We start from the raw sequence: 21,191 nt of genomic DNA on the forward strand, positions 1-21,191 counted from the left end.
AGCTGCTCTAAATTACGAAGAGATACAAATCTCTAAAAAGAAGCTGTTGTATGTTGAAATATATGGCTTCTATATAAAGTACGCTACTACTTGGAAGTAGCGGAGATTAATCATGCATCAGTATGATTTTAACTCGTTGAACAACAATTATCCTATCCACGATGTTTTCACTAAACTAACTAATATAAGCATATCTTCTTGTGGTTCAGACACCCTAGAGCCAAAAGATGAGACCTGTCCATTCTGTGGACATAAAAATGCTTTTCGCTTTCATGCTGATAGCAACCAATACCATTGCTATTCTTGCGAAGAACACGGCGGTGTACTTGACTTAGTATTGAAACTGAAAGGGTTTACTAATGTCGTTGAAGCCGCTCGCTATCTATCTAGCATACCAACTGAAACATCATCAATTCACCCCGTAGAAACTACTATTGAGGAAGATAACCGAGATCATAACGTGATTTCAAGCGTGTGTATGGATATAGCCCTTCACTATGCCAAAAATCTGGTTGATGAAGCATTAGATTATCAAGTTGAGCAACGCGGACACTCACAGCTACTACTTGAACAGCACCATATCGGTATTGCAGGTGGGCAGTGCTACGCCACGTTATCCGGTAAATATGATGATAAAACCCTCTTAGCTACCGGTATGTTTCGTGAGTTTCACGGTCGCATTGTCGATTTCGTGCCAGAGGGAGTGTACGTCTACCCGCACATTCATAATGGAAGGATCGTTCGCTTTACCTTTAAAGATCCGAAAAAAGTCTTCAAATTTCAGCAACCGAAAAAATACTGGTTGCCAGAAGCGCATTGGTACGGACAGCAAACACTGGAAAAACCCGGAACGATTGCACTCGTGGAAGGCGAAAATGACGCCTTGACGCTAATTGAAGCAGGATATACAGGCCCCGTACTTGCATCCATCGGCTCACTTAGCCAATCGCAAGTTGATTATATCAATTCTCTGAGACGTCCTATCAATACTTACTTTGATAATGATGATGCTGGTGACCGATACCGTTCTAAATTCCCATCCGCAACGCATTACATTGTGCCAGAACGTGGCAGTGATATTGATGAATTTATTCGTCAAGGTGGCGATTGGCAAATACTCGAAGCTGAGCAAACATTTATACCTCTCATAGAAACGCCCGTCAGCAACCTACCGAACTCCTGCGGTGCTGAAGGCTTCAATGACGTGGGTAATGCTAACCGTCTTGCCCGTCTGTTTGGTCATGATTTACGCTATATTCGTGAAACTGACAGCTTCATCCATTTTGTTGATAATCAATGGAAGCCGGCTAGTGTTCAGGTCATGGAGTACGCCAAGCAAGTTGCCGCTAACATGCTAGCAGAAGGTCATAACGTGCTTGCAGACGACAACACCAAAGGTACTCAACTGATAAAAGCAGCCATACAGCTTCATAACCTACCGAAGTTAAAGGCGATGATTGAATTAGTGAAGTCTAAATTGGAAGTGTGTACGGTTGACCTTGACGCTGCTCCAATGTTACTCGGGGTGGGTAACGGTGTTATCGATTTAAAAACAGGTGAATACCGTGAGAACCGCCGTCTAGACCTTATCACGCGTTATACGCCAGTTGATTTCAATCCGAATGCAAAATGCCCAACATGGATGCGATTCATTAATGATATCACCGTCGGCGATACTGAACTCGCTAGCTTCTTACAACGGTTGGTGGGTTACTTCTTAGCAGGTCGAACAGATGAACAGCTCTTGTTTTTCTTCTACGGTCACGGTAGCAACGGCAAATCCACATTCATTCAGATTATTCAGTCACTGATGGGCAGTTATGCCACCCAGATTAACAGTGATGTGCTAATGATGAATAAAAACAGCGGAGGTCCTAATGCCTCATTAGCCAAGCTACCGGGAAAGCGATTAGTGGTTGCCAATGAGTTGCCTGAAAATGGTCGCCTTGATGACACGCTCATTAAAGCTATGACAGGTGGAGATACCTTAGTCGCTAGACAGGTATACGGCAAGCACGAGCTTGAGTTTCAGTCACAATTCAGCTTACTGATTATCGGCAACCACAAGCCCGCCATTCACGATATGTCTCACGGCATGTGGCGGCGAATGTGCTTAATTCCTTTTGCGGCAAACTTCACGGCAGCTCAGATTGACCCTGAATTACCTGTAAAATTAGGAAAAGAGCTGCAAGGGATCTTAAATTGGGCACTGGAAGGCGTACAGGCGTGGCATTCCGAAGGCCTTAAACGCTCACTCCCTGCTGCGGTTATTGCGGCTAACGATGAGTACCGCCAAGAAAGCGACCTCATTGGTGAGTTTCTTGAAGGTTGTCTGCAAGAACCGGATGCTTACACCGCCGCCAGCGAACTTTATCAAGCGTTTTTAAGTTTTGCCAGTGAAGGTAACGAGTGGCGAATGACGCAACGGATATTCACGAAGAAAATGGTCGAACGTGGCTTTGAGAAAGTCAGACGGAATAACAAGACGGGATTTAGAGGTATTGCCTTACTTGACCCTGACTTGGCTCCGCTGAGTACCAAAGTGATTAACCCGATCTTCGTGGTCTAATCCTGAGTGCCGATTAAACGGCATATTAGTAAACTTTTTCTGTGAATTTTCTCTATGGAAAGTTTATGAAAATGCTGAAAAATCGGCACGCTATTCCTTCTCTTATGAGTTGGATAACCAAAACCTAGTAAGGAAATACGATGAGAAACACAATCATCATCTTTGAAACCTCAAACAGAACTGACCGGCTTGAGCCCGCTTTTGATATCGACTTGCATACGATAGGGACGCTTCCAGAAGAAATTCAAGAAAAAATCTTGAAACGCATCGACAAGTCATACTCTGAATGCCGCCTATCTGAAGCGGAGGCACTCAGTAAGGCGAAGTACCTAAAAGAAATCATCGAGCCACTTGGCGCTGTCACCATGCGGTTTCGCAATCGGCGGTTAAGATACACGCCCTTAAAGTGTGCTTACCCAGAAGTCACTTGGTTATAACTGCTTTTTCATGAATCGTGCTAGCTCCCGGTATAAGTAAGTTGAATTAACCACAGGAGCTAGCCATGCAAGCAAAAATTAATGAAGTTCGAGAATACTTATCCAGCCGTCTTTACCTGACTGACCAACTCACCTCCCCCCAAACCACTTATGACTTTCTTGCTGTTCAACTCGGAGATAAAGAGCAAGAAGTATTTTCGGTAATCTACTTGAATGCTCAAAATCAAGTCATACAGTACGTTGAGATGTTTAATGGCACCGTTAATCACACCAACGTCTATCCTCGTAAAATAGCAAAACTAGCCTTAAAACTCAACGCCACCAACATTATCTGTGCCCATAACCACCCTTCTGGTACGGTAACTCCATCAAAAAGCGATATTAAAGTTACCGATAAGCTGAAAACAGTCATGCAGTTGTTCGATATAACGCTGCTTGATCACATTATTGTGGCTGGTGGAGAAACAATGTCATTTGCTGAAAAAGGTCTGCTATGAAAGCAATCCTCCTCACTGCATTAATAAAAGGGCTTATCACATTTGCCTTTCATCTACTAAAAGTTGTATCGACTGCATACAACTAAACCTAACTTAAATTTCATTATCACCCCTACCAATAAGCATGCTTCGATATCATACCACCAGCTAAATAACTCAATAAGTTATCCCACCATAGCAAAAGTGGCTATTTGAGCTTTGGTATAGAAATCCATCATACCATGCCCTATCGCTAGGGGTAAGGAGGCCATTGTGGCAATGATTGGTTACGCACGAGTATCGACACGAGGACAGAGCTTAGAGACTCAACTCAACTCGCTGCAAGATTGTGACAAAATATTTAAAGAAGTCATCAGTGGAGCCAAAAACAACCGCCCCGAGTTAGCGGCTCTACTCGATTATGTTCGAGAGGGCGATACCGTCAAAGTCACGAAACTTGATCGCCTTGCACGTAATACAAAGCACCTCCTCGAAATATCCGATTACCTTGAATCTAAGCAGGTCAGACTGCTCATCATGAATATCGGTATTGATACCGCAACCCCAACAGGCAAATTGATGATAAGCATTATCGCTGCCATTGCGACATTCGAAAGAGAAATCATGTTAGAAAGGCAAGCAGAAGGTATTGCACTTGCCAGATTAAAAGGTCGGTATACAGGGCGTAAAGCCACAGCTAGAGCGAAAACAACAGAAGTTTTGAATTTGCTCGCTCAAGGGGCAACCAAACCTGCAATATCAAAACAGCTGAATATCAGTATCACTAGCATTTATCGCATTGTTAACAATCATAAAAGACTTTCATTATAAGGAAATTATCATGGCGTTTTATACAATGACAAATTTTGCAGACCGTATCTCTTTCATGAAAGATGGTCAGTATGTCGGTTCAGCAATGCCAAACGTATTCGGTGGTTATAACCTCTCAGGAGCAACTGGAGAGTCTCTAGGCCACACTAGCACCTTAGGTGACACTGAAATGTTTCACAGTGATATGGGACAGCTTGAAGGCTTTGCCAGACCTAACGTTTTTGGTGGTGTTGACTACTTGAGTTCAACAGGTTCATTCCAAGCCATGTCTATACCCGATTTTCAAGGTATGACGTTGCATGATGTTGTCGATGGCTCATCTGAACACATCTCAATGATTGGGGATAACCTCACTGACGAACACGTTGATGGATTGTCCAGCTTCTTTCATAAATTTCTGGGGTAGTTGATATGGACGACTTTCAACGCATTGAAGCTACTGCATTGACCATCATGATAATGCAGGCTACCGAATTCATTGAAAAAGAAGAGGATACCGCTTGTCTTGTAGATATCCCCTACACACTGTGCAAATCACTTTGCGAAGTGAACAATTCGGAGCTTTATATCCACTTAAAACTAACTGATGAGCAAAGAGCGAAAAGCATCAGTGCAGTTACAGCAATGCTAGCGGATAACGATAATTGGCTAAGTCATGCTGCTCATCTCTACAATCTATTTTCAAACCCTTTGGGTAAAACCATTCGAGATACCATCACTAAACAATATGATGAAAACCCACTGGTTAGAAAGATAACTCGCTTATACCGTGGGTTTGGCCTTGATTTAGTGCTTGGCGTCTGTGATGAACTCATTAACCAAGGTGTACCACCTAACAAGTTACTAGCCGACTTTTCCGATTATCAACTTTCCAGCCTTCCCTGTGAAAACTTTGATGAAGTTGTACAAATTAACGTCGATATTGGTGTTGTATCAGGTCAAATTGACAGCAAGGAAGCGAAGTATGGTGAATTGGCTGGCAACGTAGGCGGCTTCGTTGCAGGAGCCAAGGCAGGTGCGATCATCGGTTCATTCTTCCTCCCCGGTGTTGGTACAATCGTCGGTGGTGGAATTGGTGCTGCCGCAGGTAAAGTATTTGGTAAACAAATTGGTAATATTGCAGGTCAAGGGTTTATAAAACCGAAAGATAATACTCAAAAATAAATAAATGTAGCCTTAAGACTTACTTATGGCTACATAAACTAAAAACCACTACTGGGATTATTTATGAGCTTTAAAAGTATAGTATCAACCACATTATTGTTTGTGACCGTTAGCATCAGTTGCCAAAGTGCCATTGCTTCAAATCAATCTTCTAACACAAAGAACTGCAACATTACCTTTCCGTCACAGCAAGACTTAGAGAATGAAGGCGTTGATTTCGATCCCGGCATTTATAGTTGTAAAGATTTGGCACAACTACAGTCAAATGCTCAACGTAAGCAATTGGACGCATTAAGAATACTAGGAATAATGCATGAGAGAGGATACCTTGTTGAACAGAATACTGAAAAAGCTATCAAATTGTTAGAAGAAGCCGCAAACTTAGGGGATAAGCCATCACAACACTACCTTGGCGAATCAATGTTGCTAGTCATAACGAAAGAAAATGCTGATGGCACGTATGATATTGACGATAGTAGACAACTTTACTGGAAGCAAAAAACTGATTCCAAATAACTCCGCACATAATAGCAAGCCCAAATCTGATGGGCTTGCATACACTAAATAGTTTATTTTTTACTAGTACGTTCTTTATTTGCCTGTGATAACACAGATGCAGCAAAAGTTTTAGTTTCGTCACTATACTTTGTGCTTTTTAACACATTAGATGCAATAGTTTCCATCTCAGCCCCTGTTTGTTTCGAGCTACTTGATTGCGAAAGAACTGAAGCCGCTAAGGTTTTTTGGATTTGGGATGCATTTTTGCTTTGAATAGTTTTAGCTGCTTGAGATGCTAACTGTTTCGAGCTTTTCTTCTTATTGACTGTCATTTCTTACTCCTTTAAGTTTAAGTCAATTTTCAATATATTGTATTAAACACACCATGTAAATAACCATATGTAGTATTTTTAGTTTAATTTCATCTCTACATGGTTATAATTCAATTTTAGAGCATGACTTTAGGTTGATCACTGTGCTATTACTTGAGTATGGTACTATATGGTAAGAGGGTCTTATATAATTTGCAAAATCGAGGGGCCAGATGAACGCTGGAGAGATTGGAACAGAAGCTGGACGTATTTTTGAATATAACTTACCAAGTAATTGGATTTTCCGAAGCCAAGAAGATCAAAATGATTTTGGTATTGATGGAGAAATTGAACGCAAAGATGATAGTGGCAAAGCTCTTGGAAAAGATAGTGTGTTTAAAGTTCAAATTAAGGGTGAAGAACACTCAAATTTTATTCATGATAATAACATCCTTTCATTTACACTAAAAACCGAGCGTTTGAGATACTACTTTGAATTTAAAGTACCTGTTATTCTCGTTATTGTAGAAGTAACATCTGAGAAAATATTTTGGTTACCTATAACAAACAATGAAATACTAAGAGAAAAGACATCAAAATCTAATCAAAATGAAACAGTTCAAGTTCATATTCCAATTGAGAATACATTGGTCAGAAAAAATATTTCATCAGCAAATAAAATATTGGATGTCGTCATGGATTGCTGGGATTATTTAAATGTTAAAGGACTTAAGGACTCAGTTGCTAGATATCCAATCATTAGTCCGTCATCTCTCGACAAAAAAATTGAAGATATAGGGGAAACATTATATAAAGCATATCATCAACAACTGGATAACCTTTTAGCTGAAAAAAAATATGACACTGTTTTTGAACGCTCTACCGAAATAAGTAATTCGCCAATAGTTCCTGCCAAAGATAGATTTGTTGCTGTCTTATACTACTGGCAAGCATTCCAAATTTCCCCTTACACTAATATTAAGAGAGAAGTTTACAGAGAAAATTTTTATATCTGCCAACATTTAATGTTATTAGCTAGAGAACAAAAAAGTCGGGTTCACAGGCTAATTGCTCTGAGTAAATCACGAGGAGCAAAATTCAAAGCTCAATTAGAACAACTACATGCTACTCATCATTCAGTCAATCACTTCGAAGAAAAATCTTTAGAACATTATATTTTCAATGACCAAACTCAAATAATGTATAGAGACTGCTGTACTTTGCTACAAAAGATCATTGAATTATGTAACCGTATGATAAGAAATGAGCAATATCACATACTTTCAGATTTTTTCGTTAACATATATGCGTCAGTTTTAATATTCAAGCAAGTTCATGAAGCAAGAGGCTCTAAGGAAACAATTGAATTTCTCGATGATTGGTATGAAAAAATGTCATTATTGGTAATGGCGTACTGTATAATATCAAAAAATTTAGATAAAATTGAAAGAATATACTTCCTTACCGCCACCTTGCTTAAACAAAATCCAAATGCGACTCGACCTCATAGAGAGATGATTCTCTCAACTTTTCCTGACTTTGATAAAGCGCTAACTGAAATAGAATGTCATGTCATCAGCCTTGACAATAAAAAAGATTTTTATGACCTTACAGTTGAAGAGCAAAAGGAATATTTTTTAAGTATGGCCAAAAATCTAGGAATGGATCCGGATGACACACAAGGACAATACCATGAATTTCTTAGAATTGGATTTGCTAATTATGACCCCACAAATATAATGAAAAACTGCGAACATCTATTTGTCCACTATCGCCCCGGAGGAATACTTGCTCAATCATTGAGAATGCATTCTCTCGGTAGTATGCATCTTTTGTTCTGCTTAAAACATAAATATGTACAAGGAACTGGAAATTTATTAAGCCAATTATATGATAGCACTGGTGACTATGATTTCGGTAATAGCTTCAAACAATCAAATTGTGATAAATGTACGGACTGTAACCCCAGACCGGATAGCTGGTCATGGGATCTCAAATGGTATTTAGAAGAAGCCGAGCGTAATAAAGAAATTCTTGAGATATATAAATTCTAGTTACATACAACTAATCTCAACTTGAGTAACATCCTAATAAAAGCACTCAAATTATTAAATATAGAAGAATCATGAAAATACTACAAAATGCGATAGATTCTATTGCTATTGGCCTTGAAGATTTTGAATCAAATGATGACAGAAGAATCATTTCTTCAACTCGGAATATTTTTGCGGGAATATTGTTACTTTTCAAATATAAGCTCTGTGAACTAAGTCCCCCTGATTCTGATGAGGTATTAATTAAGCAACGTATTTTACCTATCTTAAATCCTAATGGGCTGTTGCAGTGGTCTGGTGAAGGAAACAAAACTGTTGATGTTTTTTCAATAGAGCAACGATTTAAATCACTCGGCATAAACACTGATTGGAAAATTTTAAAGCAAATTAATAACTATCGTAATGAAATCGAACACTATTATAGTACATTAGATCGTAAATCAGTTCAGCAACTTATATCTAACTCCTTCATAATTATTAGAGACTTCATCGCAGATGAGCTATCAGTAGATCCCAAAGAATTACTAGGTCATCAGTATTGGAAAATTTTAGTAGATGTTCATGAAGTACATCAAAAAGAGAAGATTAGTTGCAATAATAGTCTCGAAAAACTGATATATTTTACAGACAACGCTCTTGAAGTATTAAAAGAATATTGCTGCTCTGAATGCGGTTCTGACTTAATAGAAACGCTATCAGATACTGAAGATGCTGAGGATACAATTTTTCAGTGTCGCACTTGCGAAACTAAGTTTATCTATCACGATATAATATCCGATGCCATAAAAAACTTTTATGCTACTGATATGTATTTATCTGTTACTCAAGGAGATAATATCCCATATACAGAATGTCCTGATTGTTATAATAGTACGTATATAGTTAGCGATGATATTTGTATTTATTGTGGGAGCTCTGCATCACATGAATGTGATACATGTGGTGATTACTTATCACCAGAAGAATTAATTAATGGTGGACGATGTAGCTATTGCTGTTATAAATTACAAAAATACATGTCGGAATAATAATCAGTATAAAATAAACGACTAAAATGTGATGCATAACTAGAATATATTGGCATTAAACTGAGAAATAGATAATTTAAAACCAATAGTAAATTAACTTATCTCCCCCCCTTGGTTCGATGCTCCAGTAAAATTCAAATGTGATTTTTACAGTATTCAAGCCAAATCATTTCTATTATATTGAATGATCAACATTGTGAATTCTAAATCAGGTGCTAACGGAGTTATTAAGTTAATAGTATTTGAATTGCACTAGTAAATTAATATATTTATTTCAAAAAAACCATTTAAATATCAAGGGCAATCTGATGATATACGATGATAATCCCAGTAAAAAAATATTAGACGGTATACAACGTCGCCTTACAGAAGAAAACTCAGCGCCAAACAATTTTGTAGGTATTACAGACATATGGATGAACTTTTCTGGAAAATACTATGTTGCAATGGATAACAATACCGCTGTTGCTGTAGCTGCTGTAGCAGATGATGGAGAACTATATAAACTGTATGTCCTTCCTGAAAACAGGAAGAAAGGTATAGCTGAGCAGTTTGTCCTTTATTTAATAAAAAAAATAGCTGTCTCTAATGAAGATACTCTTTGTGTAGAAGTGACGAATCAATCGATACCTTTTTGGAATCGCTTTATACAAAAAAATGATGTTTCTTTTAAACAATACGAAGGGGAACTAAAGATAGAACTATGGATTAACTAACTCTACTATACATAGTGTTAAAACCGTATAACTAATTTAGTGATACTATCAATCCTTTAATTCAGCTCCCTAAAAGGGAGTTGAATTCAAAGTAAACATCAATAACTATTTATTATTCAATTTTCTTAAAAGAATTAGGCTTTTTTTACCATCACACTAAATTAATTATCCTTTGCTGAAATATATAATAGTTTTCATGTTAAGCCTTGCAAACATAAAAACATGATTCATTAGGTAGAAGTCTTATACCATGCATTATTTACCTGTTCGGCAATAATATTTATCGTTTTTACCTGATAGGGAGCACAACTAACTACACCGACCGAATCTAAATCAAATATTGCGATGTTATAGCCCTCATCTCCGAAATGGCTTTTATATGCTATTGCATCATACCCAGCACTGCGAAAAAGTTCAGCCAGTATTTGAGTCGGTGCGTAATTAGCCTTATCATCCGACCGCGTAACTGGCGTTGAAAATGCGTTATCAATATCAGTCCAAACAGCTTTCTCTTTCTGTTGTGCTGTAAGCTCTTTTACACCGAGTATATAACTAAAAATAGGCCCAGAAAGTGAGGACTTACCATGACCAAGCGAAAGATCGAGTACCCTCAATGGAGATAAAAGTTTGCATGTTGCTAAAGAAACATTAGCACCGACCCAAGGCCGCACTTCAGAAATCGCAGTCTTTACTGTTGTACCTACATATAGCACTGGAATGCCTTAGGGATTTGCACGCCCTTCTTTGGCTCTATCAACCAAAGGCTTCATACGAGAAGCTCTAAAACCTAACATATCCTCTTCGATCCAGTTGCCATCATTATCGGTCCTATCACAAATATCTATACCAAGCTGAGCCCTATAAAAAATGCTCCCCTCTTTCAACTCACGATCTCGTCCCTTGATTGTAGCTAGAACAGTATCAAGGAATACATTCTGCTCTTTACTTAAGATGTAACGGCTAGTCTTGCGAACATAGTCTGCGAATTGTGAATAACTGTCCTAACAAGCAAACTCAGACTGATGAATTAAATTCTTCTTACTAACAGCCATATACGAACCCGCTAAACAAAATTTCTGTTTGTAAATTTCTCAGTCTAATGCATATTATTGATTCTGTTAAATCCCCTATCTATTCAATTGGTGTGAAACACAAATAACCGACTCATTTAACATTAATAGCTTCAGTAACCAACACTGTAAAGCTAATCACAAGGAATAAATACTATTGGAATATCAATATTCTTTGCCTATCAAAACCATGGTTACTTGCAAAACTAAGGTATTCATTTAATAACTCTGGTGGCATAGTTGGAGTACGTGATAGCACCCATAGATAATCTTTATTAGGTCCAACAACTAATGAATATTGATAGTTATCATCTAGCTTAATAATATTATAGCCGCCGTAAAAGGGCCCAAAGAATGAAACCTTTAAAGCCCCAGTATCCGAGGATTCAACAAAGTAAGCTTTCCCTATACTCTCTTTCCATTTTTTGCTTTCAGAATTCCATCCTCTATTCACTACTTTTACACCTCCGTCATTACGAAGAGAATAGTTAGCAGAGACTTTACTTAATCCTTTTTCAAATCGATTATCTATTCTCGCTACTTCATGCCATTCGCCAAGGTAACGTGATAAATCAAACTTCTCAACAGGTGATATATCTTTTGGCACTTTAACGCTACATCCGTTAAGTAGAAGCATACTTAAAAACATAAAAATTGACTTCACTCGCATGGTAACTCCGTTGAATATTTATCGATGAGATACTATCCTACAAAAAATTTGTGACGTTACCTAACCAATTAGGTAAGGCTATTGATGATAATAACAAAAGAAAACCAACTACTAAGTATTGAAAAACATAAAGCATACGGATAAATAGCTCTTTTAATATCATAGAGTATACCCTTTATTGCTAATGTAGACTGACCACCAAAATAAGTACTAACACTTAAAATATAGCAGCTCATTTTCATTTGTCAGGTATCACTAACTACGCCAATTCCACATAAACATGAGGGTTTAACCCCAATCTTACTGCTGTATACAGCTAGAAATAGTCATCGAATTGTTCTGCTATAATTAAAAATGATCTTTTGTAACTTATAACTTCAAACTTGAAAGGAAGACAATATGTTAAAAAAAATCAGTTTCCTCATCTGCTCATTAGTTGTTGCTTTCACATTAACTGCCTGTAATACCACTAAAGGTGTTGGTGAAGATATAGAAGCAGGAGGAGAAGCAATACAAAGAGCAGCCCAGTAAACATTAATGCTCTTATTTCAAATGCTAGAGGGTATATTTATTTTAAATCCTCTAGTATTTCCTTATTCATTTAACGAAACTCCAATTTGTATTTTCTTTTCCGTATTTACTTACACTTTATTCATGTAAAACATTTATAAATGTGTCTATGCTGATAGTGTGTTCTAAACTATTGATCAGTTTATTTTGCCTCGATATTTGGGGCTTTTCTTTGCTTTTCAATTTTTTTATAAATAAAGGCCATCAGCAATTAACTTAAGGCCTAAGAAACTACAAAAAATCAGATTTTAATAATGCCACTTTCAAAATATAACTATATTAATTTTAAAATACACTTTCTAACGTAATGATTTTTCCAAAAAATCATTATCATCAAGTATCCATAATGGCTCCATATTACTATCTTTTTTGATAACTAATGATGGGTCTGAACGCAAACACGCTCCACCATAGTGACCTCCGACAGTAAATGTGCAGACTTGAATAAAACGCCCTGCAACGTTTGGTAAGCACCATAGTTGTTGGTAAATATTTTCCTGTTTATCGAATTGGCCAGAAGTCTCATCTAAAATCGTGTCGCACTCACCTATCAAACCGATATTGTCACCACAGCGGCCTGCTATTGGCTTTATTGCATAACCACTCGAGCGTAACTCATCATTGATATCAAAACTTGTATTCAAAAGATAGGGATGATTGGGAAATAACGACCAAAGAATAGGTAATATCGCTTTATTACTTGGAATGACTGTCCATAAAGGCTCAAAGACACGAATCTCAGGCTTTAATAATACATCAACTAGTCTGACGTCATTATATTCTGAGTGTCCGGTACGAATTTGTAGCGCTGAATGCTCATAGTCTTTCTCACATTCCTGCCGAATTTGCTCAAGAGCCGTTTCCCACGCCCATGTTTTCCAAACACACTCTAATATACGGCCATCACTATCAACGACTTGACCTGTTTCATTCCAAAATAATTCGTCTAAACCATGAATAATTTTATAATCGAATCCCGCTTCAGTAATTGCATGCGCCATGTATTGCGAATGATAATCTTCTTCACTATCTACATCCTGCATAATATGAATAAACGGTTTAGCTGAAGAATGTTCCCATGTACTAGAAAGTAATTCAGTTAAGTAACCACTTGGGTTTTTGCCATCTTTCAGCTGCCCTACCTTTGCCCACTTATCAATAATTACCCCTGCCTCTGTATGACAAGAAGCTGAATCCGCATTATATTCATAGACTTTTAACCCTCGCTCATCCAAACAAAAGTCTAATCTTCCTGTGATCATATCATGACGCCGATTCTTCCAGGATAAACGTATGCGAGGCCAAAGCATTTCTGGAATATTAAAAAGTTTCAATAACTTATCACTCTTTAATACTTTTTCTGTCGCATGCAGATACATAAGATGAACTTCATTGGTTGCTTGTATCAGTTTATTTTCAGCGGTACTAGATATTGTAAAATATTCATGAAGAGCGCTATTTAGCGCGCGACCTTGTCTAGCTTGAATATATTTATTTTCTATGGGATTTGAGCTATTCAACCATTCGTTATTATAGTCAATCTTATTATCTATTTTAGCAGCATGAATCTTTAGCAACTCAGGATTAGTATACGGCCCTGAATAAGCATGCTCATCACTATCTGTTTGTATCATCCATCCCAAAATTTTAGTGTCTGGGAAAGTATCTGATAGTGTATATCTTCCTTTATCTCTTTTCAGAGACAATTCTCTTGTCCACTGCTGGCCTATGGGCAATTTATGGTGAATGACATTTTGCTCAGCGATACGAACTTTATCATCATAAACCTTGGTGATAATTGCTATATGGCCTGTTTTATTAAACTCACCACCCTCATCCCAAATTAACAATGACCCCGCGGTAGGCTTAACAGGACTCCCATTAACAAAAGCTTTTAATGGTAAAATGTCATCATCAACTACGTGTCTTAGAAAGCGTAGAGAAAATACTTCATAGGCCATACCAACATCACTAAAAACAGTACCGTAATTGAGGTATAAAAAACGACGAGCAAACTCAACGCATTGCCATTTATAGCCCATATATTCATTGCCAATATAACTTCGAAAAGAAATATCTTTTTTATTTTCCACATTAGGCAATGAATCATAATCTGATGAGTATATTGCTACGCCTCCTGGAGCATATCCGAGTAAAGTTCCAAAAGGTTCGTATTCACTACTTAATAACCCCATGTTATAGCTCCATCTTAATAATAAATACATGCTAGCCATAACTATCAGTGTACGCCTATAAAATATGAAAAATCCATTTTTTTGATATAAGAAGCTTATCAATAGTTAGTTAAATAAAAGCAACCTGTTAGCACAAAAAAGCTCCCAAGAGAGATCGCCATTTATAGCAACAGTTCCGATGCTCCCTTCTGTGGGTTCTTGGTGTTTTAAATATGCCTGCTATATACCGGGTGAAAAGTGGTTTGATTGCTATCTTTACAAAACAATGAGTTCTTTTATTTTCACTTTCAAAAAATGACCTATTTAGCGGTATAACTATTTACAAGAGTTACCCTCAGTTAAATAGACCATCCCTTTTAAGCCCCAATCTAGGGGCTATTTTTTTGCCTTTAAAAAGCCTCTGTTTTCTTAGAAGCTCGCTGTTGTTGTCTTACACAGCCATCAATTTAAAATATTTGGAAATACTTTTGCGTATTTTGAAATACCAACTATATTTAAGGCGATATTTAATTGTATAAAGCAACATATTTAGCCCAACACTGTGTGGGCTTTTTTTATCCATACAATTTCTGGTACTATAACTTTTAAGGCTCTCACCATTACAGAATCAAGATAAAATCACGTTTTCAAAAATATGAACCTTATACACAACCTCCCGTTCACAACCATACTTATCGTTACCTCCCTATTTCTTTGCGTTGTATTTATTCTTATTAGTGATAACTATCAAGCAGGCGTGACAACTCTATTCTTTAAGGCTTTTATATATCTACTTGCAGCTATCTCCTTCTTAAACTTACTTTTTTTAATTAGAACCTTCATTGGCTGGAACTAATGTAAGCACTCCGTTCTAATATAATCTTGTAAATACAAAGTTTGCTTTTCGTTCTCAGCCATCATTTCTCTGAGATGCCAATAATCTTGTTCAGCTGCTTCACTAAGTTGTGCGGAACTTTCATTGCTTCGGCTTTCGGAGGTATTCGCTTCGGGTTTTGAACATTTGGCGTTGACGTACACGCGCTTAGTACCATTACTAACATCATTGCGCAGCTTATCAATTTCAGCTTTTGCATTTGAGAGATCCATTGTGTGAGTTTTGTCGAGTTCGTGAAGTGAGTTAATGCGTTTTTGGTAATCCTCATTAATTTTGACCTGCTCTGTCAATTCAACGAGTAGTCCGGCATTTTTGGTATTTAACTTACCTATCCTCTCGTGTTGTTTCCACATTCCCCATAAGGCCATCCACGCAGCGATAAATAACAATGCTCTGACTGTATTCATGGTATCTACTATATAGATAATTAAAAGTTAACTTGCCGACCTTTGTAGTGTTCTATAACTTTCTGGCGCGTTTTTCTAAACTGGCTTTATCAATACCGCATGTATTGTCTGTGAGTCTGTTAGCGCCAAATACAATCATTGATATCGCGAGTAACATAAAGCAAATTACTACCACTATAAGTTTCCATGACATATAGCCGCCTCCGCTTCTCTGCGATTACCTCATCGTTATAGAAGATAAAGAAGCCGTACTGACCAGCTTTATTGATTACTTTGCACTTCACGCTTAACCTTTGATAGCATCAAGAATAGCCCTTTAAAAACAGGATAGACAGTATGCATAAAAACAAAGCTATATTAGTATGTTTTGTTATCGCTTTAGTAACAGCTTGTTCATCAAACACTAAACCCCAAACTAAGTCAGATACTTGCGAGATAAAAATGGATACTCCCGAAGGTAACTTGCCTGGGAAAATAGAGCAGTCCAGTGGAAATAGTCCCGAATGTAAAGCGATTGAAAGAGCTATAGATAAAGCTATCTAACATATGAATTAGACAGAAGCTAGTAAGCGAGTTTTCATTGCAAAAAAGCCCCAATCATGGGGCTCATTAAAAATTTACAGCTATTTATTGATAATGGTTACTCGCTTTACATCAACTTCTAATGAAGCCCACTCTTTATCAATTTCACCATCTAAACGAACTTTTGTTTCAGGTGTCACAACCTGTCCACGCCAGCGCCTATCATCAATATCTACAGCAATTGAGCCAGTACTATCTTTAAATTCGTAAAGCTCTTTACCAATCTGTTTAACAATATGACCTTCAAGTGAAACCCATGCATCATCAGGAAGCTCTTTCGCTTGAACGACAGTTGTTACTGCTTGAGCTGCTGCAACAAACCCACCTTTTGGACCAACAGAACCATCATTCGAAACAAATCCACCAGCATGGTTATTAGCTAATACGCCAAATGAAGCTGCTGATAATACGAGCGCAATAACTGTCTTATTCATAATAATTCCTTTTGTCTGTTAATTTTTTATAGTTTATCAATTAAACCTTAACAGAATCTTAAGGCAAATAATTAACACTTTAGATCGGTTATTGCACATAGCAGCACATGTAACTCTGACCAATCGTGACAGAAAATCTTATGTTTATTTTAACTATAAAAAAGACCGCCTAGGCGATCTTTTATGAATAACTGATATAGCTCAGATGAAAAGTTTAACCTGACCATAAGTTTATTAAAGATTAAGAGTGAACATCACTCTCTACTCAGCGTCTTTTTCTTTAGTTAAACAATAACGCAAGTTTTGCCTAATAGCTTCAATAGACCAAATCCAAAAAGCAGTTCCAACAAACTCAGATATTAGTGCTTGATAACCAGCAGTCCAAAGCCAGCCAGACAATCCTAATAATGGTACAACTAAGCCATGAGCAAAAACAGAAACACCGATACCAAAACATATACCGTGTAATAATTTCACCTTAGGTAAGTATTCAGCGATAACACAATATATAACTGCAATAACTATCGAAAATAATATATGAACACCATTCCCGCCCCAATTAATACTATATCCCATCCAATGATAAGTCATAGTATCTATATTTAGCCCAAGCTTTTCTAACAAGACAATGGGAGGTGGGGTTGTTTCTAGCGTTCTCGGTGGAATCAAACCTTCAAAGCCAGATTTAACTAAAGCGGAAAATATACCCGCAATAATACCAACATATATTGCTATACAAATATGCCTAGAGCTTTTCTTTGTCAATTTAAATAGATCAATCATTATACATACACGCCTTATGAATAGATATTATGAATATAGTAGAGAAAAGGGCAATTGTTTATTATTAGTATAATTATTATTTTTAATGTGTTGGGATGCTTGAAGCATAGTAACAAAAGATGGCTCATTAAATATAAATAAAAAATCAACGACAATAAAAAATTCAATCGATACCCCTGCTCAGATCCCTGAGTAATTGTCATAGGGTTTAGCCAGTCAGCCTTGACATGCACCAGAATGAAAAAGTAACTCCCAACTTTGCGTGTGGATTTCAAGAACGGCAGACCTACCACTTGAAATTACTTTATCGTTATAGAGAAAAATTGAAGATATATTTTTATTATTTCAATAATCCGACACATAATAGCCATCAAAAAACAACATTCAAATAATGATTATTTTGCTTTTTAAAATAATAAGTTATATTAAAATAAGCATTAGGCAAGTCTCACTAAAAAAAATGAGGATATTTTATGAAAAAAATATTATTTGCTAGCATCATTGCAACATCGTTAATGACCACTTCAGCTTTCGCCGCAACAGATGCAAAACCTGTATCTCAATGGACATGCGAAGATTTCTTAGCAATCGATGATGCATTTTATCCAACAGCAATTGGTGCTGCTGAGATTATTACCCAGAAAGGTAAGGTAGAAGACCCTACTTTAGATATTAGTGGTATTGCAACATCCACTCCGTTAATTGTTGAAGCTTGCGAAAAAGCTCCCAAAGAATCATTTATTCAAAAAGTCGAAGCTCATTTGAAAAAAATGTAATCTAAAGACCCCACCCCTCTGGTGGGGTTTTCTTTTATTGTGCATAACTACACATGTAACTATGAACAATCGTAACAGCAAGTCTTATGTTTGTTTTAGGTATAAAACCTGACATTACTGACGGGTCTATAACACGTGTAATATGATATATTTATACTTCGGGATGCTATTCTTTTCAAGACTCACCGATCTGCATTAGTTCAATTTGTATCCATACTCTTCACATTGTTCAATAACACTGCGATACTTATATTCATTATCACCAACCAGAACAACTCTACGTAAGTCAATGTTACCTACAGGCTCAGGCATTGATGTGATGAAAGGGATTGTTTCTTTATTGGATTTAGCGACTAAACCGCAATATGCATCATACGGATTAGCAATCATTTTACCGAGTTTGAACTTTGCAGATATTGGTAATTTAAGGTGGTTTTTTATTAGGCTAACTACCTTTGCTTCTTCTTCCTTATTTAGACCTCTCTCTGCTGCTAAAGCACTGCTTGATACAGCCATAATTGAGATGGCTAGTACTACTGAGAATAATTTACTCATTTAATTACCCCCTCATTAAATATGAACATCAGATATCTATTTAATTTAGATAGATAATATTATTAAAGATTAAATAATGAGGCAATAAAAAACCCCGCTTAATGAATCATCCAACTTTATGGGGTCAGATCACATCGCAAGGTTTCATTCTATAAGTTAGGTGACAACGTATTCACTCTTATCACAATAACATCGAATTTACGTAGCGCACTAGTACTTTTTATGAATATATTGGATGTAAAAAAGCCCGCGATTGCAGGCCTTGAATTGGTTTTATGCGACTAGTTATAGAATGTCCATTTTCGGAAAAAAATAAGCCAGTTCCGGACAAAATGCAACACTCTATACCAGTGAGTGCAAGTATTTTTTATCGTACAGTCCAGCTACCACGTATAGGGCGAGCAAAAGATGCTAAAACTGCAATGAGACATATTTCTATAGATACAGCCCAATAAATATGTCCTAAAATCTCGCTAACTAATTCATAACCATTTAAATTCCAGAGCCAACCAACTTTACCCTCATTATATGAGGGATGACGAAATCCAAATAATGGGATCATTATTCCATGAGCAAATATTGTGATCAAAACACCATATAATACACCATAAAACATTCGAATTTTAGGCAGATAAGCTGATATAAAGACGTATACAAAAGCGAACGCAAAACTAAATAACCAATGGTATAAGGTTACAGCACCACCGACCAATGATCCCTGATAAAAATAATCAAGAGAATGAGAATTGATGCCTAACCAACTAAACCACGCATCAATATTCGCTGCTGGTGGTGATATTTCACCTGCAACTCTCGGGGGCATATTCACTTCAGAGCCCCATTTAACTAATGAGCTAATGAAGCCACCAATAATAGTTCCCCAAACAACTATCTTTAAATTTATCTTATTACTCCACATAAATACCACCTCATGTAAATTTACAAGTTTTTATTTTTACACCAAATAACATTAAATTTACAGTTTTAAAATAATTTGAATTTAATTAATTACTAAAACCATTTAATTGTTCGACTAAATGCTTGTTCTGCCATACTTTCCTCAACAAAACACTTACTTATCAATATTTCATAGAACGGCTTCCAATTTCTACGCCATGTTCTTTCATTAAGGTCAGGTACTAAATGTCTTATTGCTTTAAATGCTACAGATGACGGTACACGATTGAAGCCACGCCCAGCACAACGAGAACAATCTTTATAAACTGGTGTCACTTGTAATTCACTCTGAACTTCATCTAAGACCTTGCCCTCCCTTTACAACGACAACGGTTTATTAATTGGCTCTTACTATTACATGACTCACAAATCACTTTTTTAGTTTCCACAACATCGCGCTCTGTATTGGTATATCGCTTGGGCTGGCTCTTGGAAAATGATGGAAAAATAGCTTCCCTCGTTGAATACTTTGTTGTAGTAATTTTTTTATCAAGCATTCCTTTCCCACTACATGCTGAACACTGGCAAACCGAACCTGCTGATCGAGCGTAATCCTCAAAAGTCATTTTAGACAGAACAATTAAACAGTAGCCCAATTTATTGCCAGCAGCTTTGCGAACTAATTTAGGCGCTATTTTTAGCGCATATTGAGTCAAGCCCTCCACGGTAGAAAATTTATCCTCTTCACTGGCATCATTTTTAGCCAGAAAGGCTGTCATCCCAAACTTAGCTCGTGATTCGGTCATCCCGATCGCAGCCATAATATCAGTACCCGTTAAACGGTCTGGCGACGTACAACTGGCTGAGTCACTAAATGTGGGTGACTTAGGATGGAAGTTCTTTAGTACATTTTCTAATTTCATGCTGCCCGCCTATAAATCATCCCACTGAGTACGTAATGTTTTCGGGCATTGAACGTTCTTTTTCCAGAATGCATCTTAGCTAACACGTTTATAGAATTGGCAAATCTCCTTGTGGGTGCGCCCGTCTTGGTTAACCATCAAGCGAACATCGTTAGCCCACTCTGTGAAATTTGGCTCTTCGGCTCTTGCAGTCCAAGCTCTTTGAATACTTCACACTTGCGGCTAAACAGCCATTCAGCGCACTTAAGGTCATCCGCAGATCCCCATTTCTGTAAGTTAGTCCTGTAAATCACTACCTCTGGGTAACGATTTAAAAAATCAATTTTTGACTAGTCGCTGGATTCGTTAGAATTCTGCGATGAAGGATTAGT

At 37.1% G+C, this 21,191-nt stretch carries 23 protein-coding genes and 1 pseudogene; 13 read left to right on the forward strand and 11 right to left on the reverse strand.

Annotated elements, in window-relative coordinates; all coding sequences use genetic code 11:
- The first annotated feature begins 112 nt into the window (after positions 1-112).
- The 7 genes from PSF09_RS10180 to PSF09_RS10210 all read left to right on the forward strand — a co-directional run bounded on the left by PSF09_RS10180 (position 113) and on the right by PSF09_RS10210 (position 5,993).
- Positions 113-2,569: a phage/plasmid primase, P4 family gene (locus PSF09_RS10180; protein ID WP_272683846.1), complete on the forward strand. Its 2,457-nt coding sequence runs from the start codon at positions 113-115 to the stop codon at positions 2,567-2,569.
- A 140-nt stretch (positions 2,570-2,709) separates the two neighbouring features.
- Positions 2,710-3,006 (forward strand): hypothetical protein, encoded by a 297-nt coding sequence (locus tag PSF09_RS10185; protein WP_272683847.1) that lies wholly within the window; start codon positions 2,710-2,712, stop codon positions 3,004-3,006.
- A 65-nt stretch (positions 3,007-3,071) separates the two neighbouring features.
- Positions 3,072-3,503, forward strand: a complete 432-nt coding sequence (radC, locus tag PSF09_RS10190) for a RadC family protein (protein ID WP_272683848.1) — start codon at positions 3,072-3,074, stop codon at positions 3,501-3,503.
- 258 nt (positions 3,504-3,761) lie between these two features.
- The gene (locus PSF09_RS10195; RefSeq protein WP_258867336.1) at positions 3,762-4,313 is read left to right on the forward strand and encodes a recombinase family protein; all 552 of its coding nucleotides are present in this window, start codon (positions 3,762-3,764) and stop codon (positions 4,311-4,313) included.
- 10 nt (positions 4,314-4,323) lie between these two features.
- Positions 4,324-4,719: a hypothetical protein gene (locus PSF09_RS10200; protein WP_272683849.1), complete on the forward strand. Its 396-nt coding sequence runs from the start codon at positions 4,324-4,326 to the stop codon at positions 4,717-4,719.
- A gap of 5 nt (positions 4,720-4,724) precedes the next feature.
- Positions 4,725-5,477: a glycine zipper domain-containing protein gene (locus tag PSF09_RS10205; protein WP_272683850.1), complete on the forward strand. Its 753-nt coding sequence runs from the start codon at positions 4,725-4,727 to the stop codon at positions 5,475-5,477.
- Between the two features lie 63 nt (positions 5,478-5,540).
- A complete protein-coding gene (locus tag PSF09_RS10210) occupies positions 5,541-5,993 on the forward strand; it encodes an SEL1-like repeat protein (RefSeq protein WP_272683851.1) in 453 nt (150 codons plus the stop codon).
- 53 nt (positions 5,994-6,046) lie between these two features.
- Here the strand turns inward: PSF09_RS10210 and PSF09_RS10215 are convergent, their stop codons facing one another.
- A complete protein-coding gene (locus PSF09_RS10215) occupies positions 6,047-6,307 on the reverse strand; it encodes a hypothetical protein (protein ID WP_196724357.1) in 261 nt (86 codons plus the stop codon).
- A gap of 212 nt (positions 6,308-6,519) precedes the next feature.
- Here PSF09_RS10215 and PSF09_RS10220 point away from each other — a divergent pair, with 212 nt between their 5' ends.
- The 3 genes from PSF09_RS10220 to PSF09_RS10230 all read left to right on the forward strand — a co-directional run bounded on the left by PSF09_RS10220 (position 6,520) and on the right by PSF09_RS10230 (position 10,084).
- Positions 6,520-8,340, forward strand: a complete 1,821-nt coding sequence (locus PSF09_RS10220; RefSeq protein ID WP_272683852.1) for a DUF4365 domain-containing protein — start codon at positions 6,520-6,522, stop codon at positions 8,338-8,340.
- A 71-nt stretch (positions 8,341-8,411) separates the two neighbouring features.
- On the forward strand, positions 8,412-9,368 hold the full coding sequence (locus PSF09_RS10225) for a hypothetical protein (protein WP_272683853.1): 957 nt from the start codon (positions 8,412-8,414) through the stop codon (positions 9,366-9,368).
- Between the two features lie 308 nt (positions 9,369-9,676).
- A complete protein-coding gene (locus PSF09_RS10230; protein ID WP_196724361.1) occupies positions 9,677-10,084 on the forward strand; it encodes a GNAT family N-acetyltransferase in 408 nt (135 codons plus the stop codon).
- A gap of 230 nt (positions 10,085-10,314) precedes the next feature.
- On the opposite strand, the gene PSF09_RS10235 is transcribed toward PSF09_RS10230, so the two are convergent.
- Both PSF09_RS10235 and PSF09_RS10240 read right to left on the reverse strand, forming a co-directional pair.
- Positions 10,315-10,797 carry an RES family NAD+ phosphorylase gene (locus tag PSF09_RS10235; RefSeq protein WP_272683854.1) on the reverse strand — a complete coding sequence of 161 codons (483 nt, stop codon included), beginning with the start codon at positions 10,795-10,797 and terminating at the stop codon, positions 10,315-10,317.
- A 511-nt stretch (positions 10,798-11,308) separates the two neighbouring features.
- Complete coding sequence (locus PSF09_RS10240; RefSeq protein WP_094962129.1) at positions 11,309-11,824, reverse strand: lipocalin family protein; 516 nt, start codon at positions 11,822-11,824, stop codon at positions 11,309-11,311.
- 399 nt (positions 11,825-12,223) lie between these two features.
- On the opposite strand from PSF09_RS10240, the gene PSF09_RS10245 reads away from it, so the two are divergent.
- Positions 12,224-12,355 carry an entericidin A/B family lipoprotein gene (locus PSF09_RS10245; protein ID WP_004261473.1) on the forward strand — a complete coding sequence of 44 codons (132 nt, stop codon included), beginning with the start codon at positions 12,224-12,226 and terminating at the stop codon, positions 12,353-12,355.
- 338 nt (positions 12,356-12,693) lie between these two features.
- On the opposite strand, the gene gss is transcribed toward PSF09_RS10245, so the two are convergent.
- The 3 genes from gss to PSF09_RS10260 all read right to left on the reverse strand — a co-directional run bounded on the left by gss (position 12,694) and on the right by PSF09_RS10260 (position 16,063).
- A complete protein-coding gene (gene gss, locus PSF09_RS10250; RefSeq protein ID WP_272683855.1) occupies positions 12,694-14,589 on the reverse strand; it encodes a bifunctional glutathionylspermidine amidase/synthase in 1,896 nt (631 codons plus the stop codon).
- Between the two features lie 831 nt (positions 14,590-15,420).
- Positions 15,421-15,870: a lysis protein gene (locus PSF09_RS10255; RefSeq protein ID WP_272683856.1), complete on the reverse strand. Its 450-nt coding sequence runs from the start codon at positions 15,868-15,870 to the stop codon at positions 15,421-15,423.
- 52 nt (positions 15,871-15,922) lie between these two features.
- Positions 15,923-16,063, reverse strand: a complete 141-nt coding sequence (locus PSF09_RS10260; protein ID WP_164564164.1) for a hypothetical protein — start codon at positions 16,061-16,063, stop codon at positions 15,923-15,925.
- Between the two features lie 143 nt (positions 16,064-16,206).
- On the opposite strand from PSF09_RS10260, the gene PSF09_RS10265 reads away from it, so the two are divergent.
- On the forward strand, positions 16,207-16,413 hold the full coding sequence (locus tag PSF09_RS10265) for a hypothetical protein (protein ID WP_004261484.1): 207 nt from the start codon (positions 16,207-16,209) through the stop codon (positions 16,411-16,413).
- 80 nt (positions 16,414-16,493) lie between these two features.
- On the opposite strand, the gene PSF09_RS10270 is transcribed toward PSF09_RS10265, so the two are convergent.
- Positions 16,494-16,886: a YgiW/YdeI family stress tolerance OB fold protein gene (locus tag PSF09_RS10270; RefSeq protein ID WP_272683857.1), complete on the reverse strand. Its 393-nt coding sequence runs from the start codon at positions 16,884-16,886 to the stop codon at positions 16,494-16,496.
- A 261-nt stretch (positions 16,887-17,147) separates the two neighbouring features.
- Positions 17,148-17,669, reverse strand: a complete 522-nt coding sequence (locus PSF09_RS10275; protein WP_004261490.1) for a YagU family protein — start codon at positions 17,667-17,669, stop codon at positions 17,148-17,150.
- Between the two features lie 473 nt (positions 17,670-18,142).
- On the opposite strand from PSF09_RS10275, the gene hdeA reads away from it, so the two are divergent.
- Positions 18,143-18,445: an acid-activated periplasmic chaperone HdeA gene (hdeA, locus tag PSF09_RS10280; RefSeq protein WP_004261494.1), complete on the forward strand. Its 303-nt coding sequence runs from the start codon at positions 18,143-18,145 to the stop codon at positions 18,443-18,445.
- 195 nt (positions 18,446-18,640) lie between these two features.
- Here the strand turns inward: hdeA and PSF09_RS10285 are convergent, their stop codons facing one another.
- From PSF09_RS10285 to PSF09_RS10295, 3 genes and pseudogenes are all read right to left on the reverse strand, one after another.
- Positions 18,641-19,000 carry a hypothetical protein gene (locus tag PSF09_RS10285; RefSeq protein WP_004261497.1) on the reverse strand — a complete coding sequence of 120 codons (360 nt, stop codon included), beginning with the start codon at positions 18,998-19,000 and terminating at the stop codon, positions 18,641-18,643.
- 367 nt (positions 19,001-19,367) lie between these two features.
- A complete protein-coding gene (locus tag PSF09_RS10290; protein WP_004261499.1) occupies positions 19,368-19,919 on the reverse strand; it encodes a YagU family protein in 552 nt (183 codons plus the stop codon).
- Positions 19,920-20,011: 92 nt separating this feature from the next.
- Positions 20,012-20,820, reverse strand: a pseudogene (locus PSF09_RS10295) (antitermination protein Q).
- Positions 20,821-21,191: the final 371 nt, after the last annotated feature.

It is taken from the genome of Providencia sp. PROV141 (assembly GCF_028481645.1).
GTDB classification, from domain to species: Bacteria; Pseudomonadota; Gammaproteobacteria; order Enterobacterales; family Enterobacteriaceae; genus Providencia; species Providencia rettgeri.

What these genes read in the sequence shown, in the direction of transcription:
- PSF09_RS10180 (WP_272683846.1), top strand. Translation starts at nt 113, where the DNA reads ATGCATCAGTATGATTTTAACTCGTTGAACAACAATTATCCTATCCAC.
- PSF09_RS10185 (WP_272683847.1), top strand. Translation starts at nt 2,710, where the DNA reads ATGAGAAACACAATCATCATCTTTGAAACCTCAAACAGAACTGACCGG.
- radC (WP_272683848.1), top strand. Translation starts at nt 3,072, where the DNA reads ATGCAAGCAAAAATTAATGAAGTTCGAGAATACTTATCCAGCCGTCTT.
- PSF09_RS10195 (WP_258867336.1), top strand. Translation starts at nt 3,762, where the DNA reads ATGATTGGTTACGCACGAGTATCGACACGAGGACAGAGCTTAGAGACT.
- PSF09_RS10200 (WP_272683849.1), top strand. Translation starts at nt 4,324, where the DNA reads ATGGCGTTTTATACAATGACAAATTTTGCAGACCGTATCTCTTTCATG.
- PSF09_RS10205 (WP_272683850.1), top strand. Translation starts at nt 4,725, where the DNA reads ATGGACGACTTTCAACGCATTGAAGCTACTGCATTGACCATCATGATA.
- PSF09_RS10210 (WP_272683851.1), top strand. Translation starts at nt 5,541, where the DNA reads ATGAGCTTTAAAAGTATAGTATCAACCACATTATTGTTTGTGACCGTT.
- PSF09_RS10215 (WP_196724357.1), bottom strand. Translation starts at nt 6,307, where the DNA reads ATGACAGTCAATAAGAAGAAAAGCTCGAAACAGTTAGCATCTCAAGCA.
- PSF09_RS10220 (WP_272683852.1), top strand. Translation starts at nt 6,520, where the DNA reads ATGAACGCTGGAGAGATTGGAACAGAAGCTGGACGTATTTTTGAATAT.
- PSF09_RS10225 (WP_272683853.1), top strand. Translation starts at nt 8,412, where the DNA reads ATGAAAATACTACAAAATGCGATAGATTCTATTGCTATTGGCCTTGAA.
- PSF09_RS10230 (WP_196724361.1), top strand. Translation starts at nt 9,677, where the DNA reads ATGATATACGATGATAATCCCAGTAAAAAAATATTAGACGGTATACAA.
- PSF09_RS10240 (WP_094962129.1), bottom strand. Translation starts at nt 11,824, where the DNA reads ATGCGAGTGAAGTCAATTTTTATGTTTTTAAGTATGCTTCTACTTAAC.
- PSF09_RS10245 (WP_004261473.1), top strand. Translation starts at nt 12,224, where the DNA reads ATGTTAAAAAAAATCAGTTTCCTCATCTGCTCATTAGTTGTTGCTTTC.
- gss (WP_272683855.1), bottom strand. Translation starts at nt 14,589, where the DNA reads ATGGGGTTATTAAGTAGTGAATACGAACCTTTTGGAACTTTACTCGGA.
- PSF09_RS10255 (WP_272683856.1), bottom strand. Translation starts at nt 15,870, where the DNA reads ATGAATACAGTCAGAGCATTGTTATTTATCGCTGCGTGGATGGCCTTA.
- PSF09_RS10260 (WP_164564164.1), bottom strand. Translation starts at nt 16,063, where the DNA reads ATGTCATGGAAACTTATAGTGGTAGTAATTTGCTTTATGTTACTCGCG.
- PSF09_RS10265 (WP_004261484.1), top strand. Translation starts at nt 16,207, where the DNA reads ATGCATAAAAACAAAGCTATATTAGTATGTTTTGTTATCGCTTTAGTA.
- PSF09_RS10270 (WP_272683857.1), bottom strand. Translation starts at nt 16,886, where the DNA reads ATGAATAAGACAGTTATTGCGCTCGTATTATCAGCAGCTTCATTTGGC.
- PSF09_RS10275 (WP_004261490.1), bottom strand. Translation starts at nt 17,669, where the DNA reads ATGATTGATCTATTTAAATTGACAAAGAAAAGCTCTAGGCATATTTGT.
- hdeA (WP_004261494.1), top strand. Translation starts at nt 18,143, where the DNA reads ATGAAAAAAATATTATTTGCTAGCATCATTGCAACATCGTTAATGACC.
- PSF09_RS10285 (WP_004261497.1), bottom strand. Translation starts at nt 19,000, where the DNA reads ATGAGTAAATTATTCTCAGTAGTACTAGCCATCTCAATTATGGCTGTA.
- PSF09_RS10290 (WP_004261499.1), bottom strand. Translation starts at nt 19,919, where the DNA reads ATGTGGAGTAATAAGATAAATTTAAAGATAGTTGTTTGGGGAACTATT.